Here is a 12,969-nt window from a genome sequence, read left to right on the forward strand (position 1 = left end):
CAATAGTAATAGATATGCTCAAGGGCCGTGAACAAATACATAGACTGTGCTTCTGCGGATACTATATTATTTTTCTATTCCGCAAGGTGGAACAAACTAGAGATTACAGGGGGATATCGGCGATGATTGTGGATACATTGGGACATTTGCTGGAGAATGAGGCGGCTTACGGAGAGAAGATTCAGAGAGGGCTGAAGTTCCTGCGCGATACCAACTTTGCCGGACAGGCGGCTGGACGCCATGATGTGGACGATGAAATGTTTTATTTCATTAATGAATATGAAACCAAGGATGCCGGGGAGTGCTTCTGGGAAGCGCACAGAGTGAACCTGGACCTGCATTATATTCTGGAAGGCACGGAGCGGATCGGCTACGCCGCTATCGAACACCTTGAGGTGCGTGACGATTACAGCGCAGAAAAGGATGCGATTTTCTTCACAGGTGAAGTGAAATCCACAGTAACCGCAGGACCGGGAGCGCTAGTGGTCTGCTATCCGCAGGACGGGCATATGACGGGGATTGAGGCGGGGGAACGCGAAGCGGTGCGGAAAGTGGTTTTGAAGATTAAGCTTTGATTGCTGGTACTGCACGTATAATTATTAATAGCACAATCTGAGGAGCCGGTAGGCCGATGTCATTAAGATAAGCTCAAAGATAAGACTCGCCATAAAATGGAATCCAAAACGGCATGGGGAAAGCCCTGTGCCGTTTGTTTTTTGTGCAAACAAGGAAAAAAGCTTACAACAAACAAAGCGATAAAATATCCGCTTATGTTTTTTCGAATCAGTGCTTCGACATCGGGTGGGGGTTCATCGTCCCGTGAGCGCAGGAAATGTCTACAAACATGAACGGCAACCGTGAAGTTGACTTGGTAAGGGTGGCGTTTATCCGTTTGGGAAATGACTACGTGCGAGGTAGTCATTTCAGCGAAATTGTACAGAATCATTTTTGCGAATATCTCTTGGGTGAGAAATCAGGAGGTGCATAACCGTTTCAAAGGGCAGCTTTTCTTTCGGGTAAAATCGTTTTCTGGGTTTTTAACAAAAGGTGCGGGTTCGGTTGACATTTCTCGTATGAGGGATGTCAGCGTTTCTTTTAGCGCATTCGCGTACTCATTCATTGGCGTAAACTCCTCGTTGTTTCAAGGGGCTTCGCCACACATTTTTATTTGCTTTTCAAGTCTTATTCTTCTTTTTTGTGCAAAAAAAGAGCGGGCTATCTTTTCGATAACCTGCTCTTTTTCATGATTTTTGGCTCTACGCTTTAACTTAATGACATTGAGCAGGAGGCTCTTTCTTTTTTGAACGGAATTAGAACCATACGTGCAAAAGCACTATCTCAGCCTATACACCCGGGCCTCGTAAGGGCGCAGCGTTAGAGAACGGATATCCTCCTCCGGCTGTACTCCGTAATTGGCGATAACCAGTGTCTTCTCCTCAAAGATCACACAGGCAGGAAGCTCGAAGGCGGCAGGCCGGCCGAAGAAGTTCAGCATGACGAGCAGCCGCTCTTCTCCAAGTGTCCGGAGATAGGCATATACCTGCTCATGCTCCTCGGCCAGGATCGCATAATCCCCGTACACAAATATGTCATGGCTTTTCCGCAGCTCAATCAGCTTTTTATAGTAGTGGAAAATCGAATCGGGGTCAGCCAGAGCCTGCTCGGCGTTAATTTCCGTATAGTTTGGATTCACGGCCAGCCAAGGTGTGCCGGTGGTGAATCCGGCCTGCGGTTCCGCGCTCCACTGCATCGGGGTACGCCCATTGTCGCGGCCTTTGACATAAATGGAGTTCATAATTTCTTCCTCCGCATGCCCCGCAGCCCGGTATTCCTTATACATATTCAGGATTTCAATATCCTTATAGTCGCTGATAGAGTCGAATTTGACGTTGGTCATGCCGATTTCTTCGCCCTGGTAGATGTAAGGCGTGCCTTGGAGTGTGTGCAGCAGCGTAGCCAGCATTTTGGCCGACTCCTTCGGATAGTGCTTATCATCTCCGAAGCGGGACAGCATGCGCGGCTGGTCATGATTGTTCAGGTAAAGGCTGTTCCAGCCCTTGCCATGCAGCGCGGTTTGCCATTTGGAGAAGATAGACTTGATGTCCGCCAGCTTCCATGGCTGCACATCCCATTTGCCACCCGGCCCGGAATCAACCTCCATCAGTTCGAAGTGGAACAGCATATGAAGCTCATTCCGGTCTTCGCCGACATACAGCGCCGCTTCCTCGGGGGTGACGCCGATGGCTTCGCCGACAGTCATGATGTCGTATTTGGACAGGACCTCCCGGTTCATTTCCTGGATGTATTCATGCACGCGCGGACCGTTTACGAAATATTCACCGCCAAAGTGATAGGTCCGTTCGCCGTCCTCCTGGTCTTTCAACACATTGGGAAGCTCTGGAACCTTGGAGATCAGGTTGATGACGTCCATACGGAACCCGTCGATGCCTTTATCGAGCCACCAGGTCATCATATTGTAGATTTCCTGCCGCAGCTTCGGATTGTCCCAATTCAGGTCTGGCTGCTTCCGGGAGAACAGGTGCAGGAAATATTCGCCGGTCTGCGCATCATATTCCCAGGCCGGGCCGCTGAAGAAGGAGCCCCAATTGTTAGGCTCATGCCCGTCCTTGCCCGCGCGCCAGACGTAATAGTCCCGGTAAGGGCTGTCCGGGGATTGGCGTGATTCAGCGAACCAGGCATGCTCATCCGAGGAATGGTTGACCACCAGATCCATAATCAGCTTCATACCGCGGGCATGAAGCCCGGCAAGCAGCTCCTCCCAGTCAGCGAGTGTGCCGAATTCATTCATAATACTCTGATAATTGCTGATATCATAGCCGTTATCGTCATTGGGTGACTGGTATACCGGACACAGCCAGACCACGTTGATGCCTAGTAGCTCCAAATAATCAAGCCGGGATATTATCCCTTGAAGATCACCGATGCCGTCTCCATTGCTGTCTTGAAAGCTGCGGGGGTAGATTTGGTAGACTACACTTTCTTTCCACCATTGCTTATTCATGGTTCTGCACTCCTGTCTCTATATGAACTGCGGTACGTAAATTTACTTAATGGAGCCTTGGGTAAGGCCGCCGATAATCCATTTCTGTGCGAATAGATAAATAACTATCATAGGGGATAAAGCCAGCAGATACGAGGCGAAAGCCAGGTTGAAATCGGTGCTGAATTGGCCCTGGAAGACATACTGCACAAGCGGCAGCGTATAGGAATCCTGGTTACCCAAGAGAATCAGCGGCAGCATGAAGTCATTCCAGGTGGATAGGCAGGCCAAGATGCCGATGGTCGCATTGACAGGAGCCAGCAGCGGGAAAATAATCCGCCAGAAGGTTCCCCAGGTCGAGGCCCCGTCCACTGTAGCCGCTTCCTCCAGCTCATACGGAATGGAGCGGATATAACCGACATACACAAAGACATTAAAAGCAAGGCCATAGACGATGTACAAAATAATCAGCCCGGGAATATTGTTCATATGCAGGTCGGTAGTGACTTTGACCACCGGCAGCATAATGATCTGAAACGGAATGAACATAGCGCTGATGAAATAGAAGTAGAGCGTTTTGAAGAAGCGCTTATTCATATTTCGGGCAATGGCGTAGGCGACCATAGAATTCGTGAGCAGAATAAATACAACCGCTGTCACAGTAATTTTGGCACTGTTGCCCAGGGCGTTGAAAAAATTCGTCGCCTTGATGGCGTTCGCGAAATTCTCGAAATGCAGCCCGGTTGGCAGGGAGAAGATGGAGCGGGCCATTTCCTCGGGATTTTTGAGTGCGATGGCGACCGTCATGTACAGCGGAAAGAGGATCAGCAGGGAACACAGCGCGATAATTACCGTAACCGGCCAATTCGTCGATTTTTTGATCATAGGTCCATCTCCCGTTTCTGCAGGAATTTAAGCTGAAGGGCGGAGATGACGACGATGACGATAAAATAAATCACGGCGTTCGCCGACTGGTATGCGAATTCTCCGCCCTGGAAGCCGCCGGTGTAAATCAAAAGGGCGATGGATTGCGTAGAACGGCCGGGACCCCCGCCTGTCAGGGCGATGATCTGGTCGAAAACCATCAATCCGCCTTTCATCGCCAGCACCATATTGATCGTGAAAAAGGAAGCAAGCAGCGGAAAGGTAATGCTCCAGAATTCCCGCCAGCGGCTGGCGCCGTCCAGATTGGAAGCTTCATAAAGATCGTGGGGAATCGTCTGCAATCCGGCCAGATACAGAATGGTGTTATAAGCGATGCCCTGCCAGACCGCAACAATGACGATTCCAATCCAGGCCCAATCGGAGTTGCCGAGAATGTTCTGCGAGAGAAAATCACTTCCCAGCTTCTGGCCCCACACCGGAAACACATTGGAGAACAGGTAGTTGAAGATAAAGCCGACAATCAGCACGCTGAGGATATTGGGAAGGAAATATACGCCGCGGAAAAAGTTTTTGGCCTTTATCTTGGCATTCAGTCCCAGTGCGATCAGCAGGCTGATAATATTGATGAGAACAGTTGTAGCGATGGCGTATTTGAAGGTGAAAAGATAAGAGTTCAGTACATTCTCGTCTTTGAAAATATTAATGAAATTCTTGAACCCCACATAATCAAAGCTGTTGCTGAAACCATCCCAGTTCGTGAACGCATAATAAATGCCCTGCAGCGCCGGAAACGTATGAAAGGCGAAGAACAGCAGCAGTGCTGGTATAGTCATCAGGTAAAAAGCGACTTGCCGTTTGGCCATCAGTTAATCCTCCTTAGAAAAAAGCGCAGAAGCAGGGGCTTGCCGCCCCTGTTCTCCTGATGCTTGTAGTTCATGCTATGGATTGGCAATCTTATTTCCGGTTAGCTACCTTATCCCATTCTGTATCGAGCTGCTTCAGGTATGCGTCGATGTCTTTTTTGTTAAGGAAGCTTTGAATAATCGTATCGACCTTCATCGCCCCAGGGATGTAATGGTCGGCAAAATCGGCCAGCTTGCCGGAGGTGAATGCTTCCTTGAAGCCGTCCATGGCAGGGTCATCCTGAGTCACACCCTTCACCGCCGGGAATGCTTTTTGCTCGGTGATGTATGCCGTTACGTTCTGCGGCTGAAGGAGGAATTCGACGAATTTCTTCGCTTCTTCCTTATGCTTGCTGTCCTTGGAGATCGTCAGCAGGGTATCCACACCGGAAATGACCTTGTTTTTTGTTGGATCATTGGTGGCCGGGAATGGGAATACGCCCAACTCAAGAGATGGATTAGCCTTCATGATTTCAGGGATTGCCCATACCCCTTGCAGATACATCGCAGATTCACCCTTGGCGAACGCCGTATTGCCGTCATTGTAGCCCTTGCCGAAAATGTCCTTCTGGGCAAATTCTGTCAGCTTCAGCTGCTTCTCGGCGATTTCCCGGAAGCTGTCCGTGAAGGTCACGCTGCCTTCGGTGCGCTTCTTGAAGTAATCAGTGCCGAGAATGCTTGGCTCCAGGGAGTTGAAGGGGGTAAGTGAGGTCCAGGAATCCTTCAGCGTCAGGTAGAAGGCATTCTTGCCGCTGTCTTTGAACTTCTGGGCTGCAGCGATGAATTCATCCCAAGTCGTTGGCACGGCAACGCCAGCTTCCTTGAACATCGCTTTGTTATAGATGACACCGCTGGCATTGGCAGAGAACGGAATACCGTTCAGTTCGCTTGACCCCGTAAGGTCATTGAGCATTTTGACATAAGCGGGCTGGATAGAGGAGACCAGCGGATCACCGGTAAAGTCCTCGAACAGTCCGCTGGCGGAGAGGGTCTTGTAAGTGTCGGTGGCGCCAAGGCCGATGACATCGGGAAGATCCTGTTTAGCGGCGCGGGTCTTCAGCACCGTTTCGGCATCCGGCGGGTTGATCTGCGAGACAACGATGTTAGGGTTCGCGGCGTTAAATTGGGCGACCAGCTTGTCGAAGGTGGCTTTGGCTTCCGTCTTGTTCTGGAAGAACTCAATCTTGACCTTGTCACCGGAAGCGGCGTTCCCTCCATCAGCGGTAGCAGCGTTGCTTCCGCTATTATTGCCGCAGGCGCTGAGCAGTGACATAGCCAGCAGGCTTACTGTTACGGGTTTCATTGTTTTTTTCATGGATGGAATCCCCCTGAGTACTAAATTTAGCAGTCTACTGCCATTGGAGTAAACGTTTACTCTACGTCCCAACCAAACTATCCCAAGATTAACTACCTGTGATTACTGGATTTTCCAGTTGTGAATACGGGTACTTCTCGGAAAAATAGTCAACAATCGGGACCTTTAGGGTAAACGTTTACGTTTTATTGATAAAAGACTTAGGTAAGTGTTCTTACCGTTTGTCTTTCCACAATCGAATGAGCAATGATCTTGTTTGTGGCAATGTCCCCGGTTTCGATCATCCGGATCAGCTTCTCGGAGGCGATCTTTCCCATTTCGTACAGCGGCTGCCGGACTGTCGTTAGCGGAGGTGTAACCATCTGCGCCAGTTTGAGATCATCATATCCCATGATCGAGATATCCTCGGGAACGTTCAGACCGTGTTTCAGGGCTGCGGAGAGAGCGCCAATGGCCATCTCATCACTGGCTGCAAAGACTGCGGTAGCCTCTCCCGCTTTGCGTAATATGGCTTCCATTGCCCTGCCACCGCTCTCGAATGAAAAGTCTCCATACACAAGACGGCTGCTGTCAAAAGTAATTCCGCTCGCTTCCAGCGCTTTGCGGTAGCCCTGTACTCTGGGAGTCCCGGCGATGGGATCGCTTTTGGTTCCGCTGATCATGGCGATTTTACGGTGGCCTTTGGAGATCAGATATTGAATCGCGTCATAGACCGCCTGGTAATCATCAACCTTCACATAGGGCACCTTGGCAAAATCCGTCTTCGAGGAGACAAGAACAACCGGTATCTTCATGCTCTCCAGCACCTCATAGTACTCTTTATTCAGCACCTCACTGGAAAAAATAATGCCATCTACCTGTTTTTCGCGCAGCAGCTGCAAATACTTCATTGTCCGCTTGCCATCATTATCTGTGTTGCAGACGACTACACTGTAATTGCTGTCATGGGCGAATTCGTCAATCCCGTGGAGCAGATCTGAAGAGAAGGCGCTGGAAACATTAGGAAACATCACACCGATAGTCTGTGTCCGCTTGTTGATGAGACCGCGGGCGATAGCATTGGGCTGGTACCCAAGCTCTTTGATCGCCTGATTCACCTTCTGCTTTGTTTTGTCCGAGTAGCCAGTCAGGTTATTCAGCACACGGGACACTGTGGCAATGGATACATTTGCTTTCTGGGCGACATCTTTGATCGTAGGATTCATAAGGCAGTTCCTCAGTTTTCTGTTTCATTCGGATTTAAGGTATAACGTAAACGCTTACGATTACCTGAAATATAAAGGCAAGATATATTTTTGTCAACGGGAAGATTCTACAAAAAATTTAAAGCCCTCTGGCAGACCCCGGAATCTTTATAGAGAATAGAACAGCGATTGACAAAGAAATAAGAGGAGTCTACGATAAAGTAAACGTTTACTCTAATGTCAGTAAATCATGAATTTTCTTTGGAGGACGATATAAATAATGAACCCTATCCAACTATATAACTATAGATGGTATAAGTATAGATATCATATGTTACCTTCAGTGGATCATACGGACAAGGAGCCGCACGCATGAGTATATATCTGGAACTTCCGGATGTGGATAAGCATTTTCCCTTTCGCAGTCTGATTTGTGGAGGGGATGAACTCTGTTATCCGCATTGGCATAAGGAAATCGAAATCATCTATGTTACTAAAGGAAGACTAAATCTGGGAATTAATGATACCCCAATCCGTATGGAACAGGGTGAAATTCAGTTCATTAACGGCGGGGACGTACATTATTTTCTCGCTTCGCCCGAAAGTGAGCGGGTGGTGATCCAGTTCGACCTGAATTTGTTTCAGGAAGTTGCTGCCCTGGGAGGCAGCGGCTATTCCCTGCGGGATTTGTTTACGGAGATGGAGCACTCAAGCCAGTCATGGCCGGAGGGGGCGGCTGCCCGGATCATTCCCCTGATTGAGAGCATCTACGAGGAAGATACCCAGCGGCGGGAGGGCTATGCCTATATGATCAAAGCGAGGATGTTCGAGCTGTTGACCGTTATTTTGCGGGAGATTCCGAAAAGCAGAGTCAAGCGGGAGCCTAAGTTCTCCGAGGATACGCTGACACAGTCCCGGGAAACGATGGAGCGCCTGGAGCGGATTTTTGCCTATGTGGAGCAGCATTATCAAAAGGCGATTTCCCTGAACGAGGTGGCCCGTTACATGGGCTTCAGCCCGTATTATTTCACCAAGCTGTTCAAGCGTAATACAGGGATGACCTTTGTTGCTTTCCTGAATGAATACCGGCTGAACAAAGCGAAGTGGATTCTGTTAAACGAGGACTTGCCCATGTCTGCTGTGGCCGAAGCCGCGGGGTTTGGAAGCGTGAAGACCTTTCATCATTTTTTTAAGGATGCAACCGGAATATCTCCGTTGAAATACCATAAGACAATATTCAGGAATAATTCAGCAAGAATGCAGGAAGAAAGCGCCGGGGCGGATTTGTATGATAGAGATATCAAAACCAGTGGAGGTTAGGCCTGAATGACATTGAAAATAGGAATTATCGGCTGCGGCGGAATCGCGAACGGCAAACATATGCCCGCATTGCAAAAAGTGGAGGGAGCCATGATGGTAGCCTTCTGCGATATCGTGCCTGAACGAGCCGAGAAGGCAAAAGCGGAGTTCGGTAATGAAAGCGCTGCGGTCTACACCGATTATAAAGAGCTGCTTAAGGATGCAAGTATAAATGTGATTCATGTGTGCACACCGAACATTTCCCATGCGGAAATTTCCATCGCTGCCATGGAAGCCGGCAAACATGTGATGTGCGAGAAGCCTATGGCCAAGACAACTGCGGAAGCGCAGGCGATGATTGATGCTTCTAAGCGGACTGGCCAAAAGCTGACGATCGGGTACCAGAACCGCTTTAGACCGGATTCGGCTTACCTGCATACCGTATGTGAGAATAACGGACTTGGAGAAATCTATTATGCCAAAGCCAAGGCGATCCGCCGGCGCGCGGTGCCGACTTGGGGAGTATTTCTGGATGAGGAGGCGCAAGGCGGCGGACCGCTGATCGACATCGGGACCCATGCCCTCGACCTTACCCTGTGGATGATGGACAATTACAAGCCTAAATATGCCGTGGGCAATGCTTATCACAAGCTGTCCGGCCGTAAGAACGCCGCGAATGCCTGGGGGCCATGGGACCCGGAGAAATTCACTGTTGAAGACTCTGCTATCGGGTTCATTACCATGGAGAACGGAGCGACCATTGTTCTTGAAGCCAGTTGGGCGCTGAATACCCTGGATGTGGGCGAAGCCAAAACCGTGCTCTGCGGTACAGAAGGCGGAGCCGATATGGAGAAGGGGCTGCGGATCAACGGAGAAGAATACGGCAAAACATATGAGAAGCATATTGGCCTGGATGCGGCCGGTGTGGATTTCTACGACGGCGCTGGGGATGATCCTGCAGTGGCTGAAGCCAAGCAGTGGATCGACAGCATTGTGAATGACACGGAGCCGGTCGTGAAGCCGGAGCAGGCGCTGGTGGTTACCCGCATTTTGGAGGCCATTTACAAATCGTCGGAGACGGGAATGCCCGTATTTTTTGACTAAATAGATTGAACCTGAAACATAATGAGGGAAAAGTCTCCTAATGCAAACATAACGGGAAAATCCCGAATACTATCAACGACATGAGAGCCAGGAGTGTGTTCATAGTGACCAGAGTAACCGTATGGAATGAATATCGTCATGAACGTGAGGAAGAGCGCATCCGGCAGGTCTACCCGCAGGGCATTCATGCCCAGTTAGCTTCCTTCCTCAGCGGAGCCGGACTGGATACAGCGACGGCAACGCTGGATGAGCCGGAGCACGGCTTGACAGAGGAAGTGCTGAATAACACCGATGTGCTGGTATGGTGGGGGCATGTGGCCCATCAGGAAGTGAGCGATGAGGTCGTGAACCGTGTTCATCAGCGTGTGCTTCAGGGAATGGGACTGGTAGTGCTGCATTCAGGGCATATGTCCAAAATCTTCATGAAGCTGATGGGAACTAGCTGTGATCTGAAATGGCGCGAAGCCGGGGAAAAGGAACGCCTGTGGGTCATGGACCCGAGCCATCCGATTGCCGAAGGTATAGGTGAGTATATTGATCTGGAGCAGGAAGAGATGTATGGAGCGCACTTTGATGTTCCGGCACCGGAGTCGCTGATTTTTGTCGGCTGGTTCGAAGGCGGGAACGTATTTCCGAGCGGATCGACGTACCGGCGCGGCAACGGGAAGATTTTTTATTTTCAGCCCGGACATGAATCGTATCCGACCTATTACAACAAAGAGATTCAACAGGTCATTATCAACGGCGTGAACTGGTGTGCGCCAACCAAGCGCGGCTATCCTGTGTACGGACATTCCGAGGCGCTGGAGCCAATCAAAGAAAAGGTGGGAATCTAGATGAAATTAGGAGTATTTGATCCCGTATTTGGAAGTCTGAGCCTGGATGAGATGCTGGATAAAATCGCTGCCACCGGCCTGAATGCCGTCGAGATCGGTTCCGGGGGCAATCCCGGCAATCCGCATTGTCCTACGGATGAGCTGCTGGCGAGCGAAGCGGCCCGTAAGGCCTATTTGGAAAAGTTCACGAAACGCGGCATTATGATCAGCGCCTTCAGCTGCCATAACAACCCGATCTCACCGGATAAAGAAGAAGCGCGCCAAGGCGATGAAATCCTGCGCAAGTCGATCAAGCTCGCTTCACTGATGGGCGTTGCCGTGGTTAATACCTTCTCGGGCACAGCCGGGGACAGCGACGAGGCCAAAGCACCGAACTGGCCGGTCACCCCTTGGCCTACGGTGTACAGCGATATTCTAACCTGGCAATGGGAGCACAAGCTAATTCCTTACTGGAAAGAGATCGCCCAGCTTGCGGAAGAACATGGTGTAAAGATTGGCATCGAGCTGCACGGCGGCTTCCTGTGCCATACTCCGTATACGATTCTCAAGCTGAGAGAAGCAACGGGACCGGCGATTGGTGCGAATCTGGACCCGAGTCATTTGTGGTGGCAGGGCATTGAGCCAGTGGGTGCGATCAAAATTCTCGGCAAGGCCGGAGCGATTCACCATTTCCATGCCAAGGACACATACCTGGATCAGGACAATATTAATATGTATGGTCTGACAGATATGCAGCCTTACGGCGATGTGCAGACCCGGGCATGGACCTTCCGTTCAGTCGGCTGTGGGCACAGCCTGTCCGAATGGTCCGATATCATGAGCGCGCTGCGCACCTATGGCTATGATTATGTGGTAAGCATTGAGCATGAAGATCCGCTGATGTCTGTGGATGAAGGCTTTCACCGCGCAGTGACCAACCTGCAGTCCATCCTGATCCGCGAGCAGCCGCTCGATATGTGGTGGGCGTAGGGGAATAAGAGCTGTATAAGTAAAATGTTCAAAAGCCATCACCGGCCTGCTTATTGTGCAGGCAGTGATGGCTTTTTCTTCGCTTGCCCACCCTTGCCCTACTGATGCTTATAATAAATCACCGTGGCGGACATTTTCCCATCGCCGGAAATTACATAATCCGGGATTTTGCCTGCTTCCACAAATCCGCGTGATTGGTAGAGCAGGTTGGAAGGATCACCCTCGCGTGTGTCCAGCACCAACAATGTTCGGCCATTTGCCGCAGCTGCCTGCTCTGCGGAATCCATCAGCAGGCGGGCAATGCCTTTGCGGCGGTGCTCCGGATGCACCATCAGCTTGGCGATCTCCGCCCGGTGCGGGGCGTTCGGCTTGATGACTGGGTGCAGCTGCACCGTGCCAACAATACTTTCACCCTCCATCGCGACCCAGAGCATAATGCCAGGGGCCAGGACTCCCTGCCAATAGGTTCCTGCCTCCTCTGCCCCAAGCGGAGGCAGGAATCCGATAGAAGCACCATTTTCTACGACATCTATAATCAGTTTGTTCAGTTGCTGCAGGATCTCCGGTTGTAGCTCCTCAAGCTGTGCGATGGTAATTTCATGGTTCATCCGTTGTTCATTCCCTCCGCCTAAAAAATATCGTATGAAATTCATTATAACGATAAGATGGAAGTATTCAATTTTAACTGCTGCAGGGAGAGGAGATATAACATGCTACTGGAAGTTATTGCAACGACGGTGAGTGATGCGGTTATAGCTGAAAGGAATGGGGCGGACCGGATAGAGCTGATTACCGGCATCCGGGAGGGCGGGCTGACTCCAAGTCTGGGATTGATTGAAGGTGTGCGGGAAGCCGTCAATCTCCCGGTAAGGGTGATGGTGCGCCCGCATGCACGTTCTTTCCGGTATGATGAGCCCGATGCGCACACGATGCTGCGGGATATCCGTCACATTGCAGCTACAGGCGGATTATCCCTTGTCATGGGAATGCTCCGTCCTGACCGGACAGTTGACGAAGAACTGCTTAAGCGGCTGCTGCAGGCTGCGGACGGGATGGAAGTTACGTTTCACCGGGCTTTTGACGAGGCAGAGAATCAGCTTGCAGCATTGGAGATATTGTCGCGCTACCCTCAGATTACGGATATTCTGACTTCCGGAGGACGGAATACGGCGCCCGAGGGGAAAGAGCGGATTGCAGTTCTTGAGCAGCTATCCTCTGCTTCTTCCGTCTCCATCCTTGCGGGCAGTGGCTTAACCGCCGATGGCCTCAGTGAGTTCATCACACAGACAGGAGTAAGCCGGGTGCATTTTGGCTCTGCAGTAAGGGAAGACGGAGATCCGCTGAAGCCGGTAGACCCGGTGCGGGTTCAGTCGGTACGCAGGATTCTGAATTCACTGAAGGGAGACCGGCCGCTATAATCGTGATATTAACAACTTGATAATATCAACTACCTGTGCTAAAATGTTGTTAATAA

The 12,969-nt window shown here is 50.5% G+C and carries 12 protein-coding genes; 6 read left to right on the forward strand and 6 right to left on the reverse strand.

The features are described from left to right. Window positions 1-122 precede the first annotated feature (122 nt). Window positions 123-575 carry a NanQ anomerase/TabA/YiaL family protein gene (locus A3842_RS09105; protein WP_074101142.1) on the forward strand — a complete coding sequence of 151 codons (453 nt, stop codon included), beginning with the start codon at window positions 123-125 and terminating at the stop codon, window positions 573-575. 758 nt (window positions 576-1,333) lie between these two features. Here A3842_RS09105 and A3842_RS09110 read toward each other — a convergent pair. The 5 genes from A3842_RS09110 to A3842_RS09130 form a co-directional block, all read right to left on the reverse strand. Next, window positions 1,334-3,022 (reverse strand): glycoside hydrolase family 13 protein, encoded by a 1,689-nt coding sequence (locus A3842_RS09110; protein ID WP_074101143.1) that lies wholly within the window; start codon window positions 3,020-3,022, stop codon window positions 1,334-1,336. Window positions 3,023-3,064: 42 nt separating this feature from the next. Then, window positions 3,065-3,886: a carbohydrate ABC transporter permease gene (locus tag A3842_RS09115; RefSeq protein ID WP_178381873.1), complete on the reverse strand. Its 822-nt coding sequence runs from the start codon at window positions 3,884-3,886 to the stop codon at window positions 3,065-3,067. Then, a complete protein-coding gene (locus A3842_RS09120) occupies window positions 3,883-4,749 on the reverse strand; it encodes a carbohydrate ABC transporter permease (RefSeq protein WP_074083193.1) in 867 nt (288 codons plus the stop codon). Before A3842_RS09120 ends, A3842_RS09115 begins: the two co-directional genes overlap by 4 nt. 91 nt (window positions 4,750-4,840) lie before the next feature. Further along, window positions 4,841-6,103: an ABC transporter substrate-binding protein gene (locus tag A3842_RS09125; protein ID WP_143186220.1), complete on the reverse strand. Its 1,263-nt coding sequence runs from the start codon at window positions 6,101-6,103 to the stop codon at window positions 4,841-4,843. A 200-nt stretch (window positions 6,104-6,303) separates the two neighbouring features. Further along, a complete protein-coding gene (locus A3842_RS09130; protein WP_074101144.1) occupies window positions 6,304-7,308 on the reverse strand; it encodes a LacI family DNA-binding transcriptional regulator in 1,005 nt (334 codons plus the stop codon). A gap of 351 nt (window positions 7,309-7,659) precedes the next feature. On the opposite strand from A3842_RS09130, the gene A3842_RS09135 reads away from it, so the two are divergent. The 4 genes from A3842_RS09135 (at window position 7,660) to A3842_RS09150 (ending at window position 11,495) form a co-directional block, all read left to right on the forward strand. Beyond that, window positions 7,660-8,607 carry an AraC family transcriptional regulator gene (locus A3842_RS09135; RefSeq protein ID WP_074101145.1) on the forward strand — a complete coding sequence of 316 codons (948 nt, stop codon included), beginning with the start codon at window positions 7,660-7,662 and terminating at the stop codon, window positions 8,605-8,607. A 6-nt stretch (window positions 8,608-8,613) separates the two neighbouring features. Further along, window positions 8,614-9,690: a Gfo/Idh/MocA family protein gene (locus A3842_RS09140; RefSeq protein WP_074083196.1), complete on the forward strand. Its 1,077-nt coding sequence runs from the start codon at window positions 8,614-8,616 to the stop codon at window positions 9,688-9,690. A gap of 104 nt (window positions 9,691-9,794) precedes the next feature. After that, window positions 9,795-10,526, forward strand: coding sequence for a ThuA domain-containing protein (locus A3842_RS09145; RefSeq protein WP_074083197.1), 732 nt, complete (start codon window positions 9,795-9,797; stop codon window positions 10,524-10,526). Then, window positions 10,527-11,495: a sugar phosphate isomerase/epimerase family protein gene (locus tag A3842_RS09150; protein ID WP_074101146.1), complete on the forward strand. Its 969-nt coding sequence runs from the start codon at window positions 10,527-10,529 to the stop codon at window positions 11,493-11,495. It abuts the gene before it with no gap. Between the two features lie 98 nt (window positions 11,496-11,593). On the opposite strand, the gene A3842_RS09155 is transcribed toward A3842_RS09150, so the two are convergent. Continuing rightward, window positions 11,594-12,103: a GNAT family N-acetyltransferase gene (locus A3842_RS09155; protein ID WP_074101147.1), complete on the reverse strand. Its 510-nt coding sequence runs from the start codon at window positions 12,101-12,103 to the stop codon at window positions 11,594-11,596. Window positions 12,104-12,205: 102 nt separating this feature from the next. Here A3842_RS09155 and A3842_RS09160 point away from each other — a divergent pair, with 102 nt between their 5' ends. Beyond that, on the forward strand, window positions 12,206-12,913 hold the full coding sequence (locus A3842_RS09160; RefSeq protein WP_074101148.1) for a copper homeostasis protein CutC: 708 nt from the start codon (window positions 12,206-12,208) through the stop codon (window positions 12,911-12,913). Window positions 12,914-12,969: the final 56 nt, after the last annotated feature.

This window comes from Paenibacillus sp. P3E (genome assembly GCF_001909045.1).
GTDB classification, from domain to species: domain Bacteria; phylum Bacillota; class Bacilli; order Paenibacillales; family Paenibacillaceae; genus Paenibacillus_AQ; species Paenibacillus_AQ helianthi.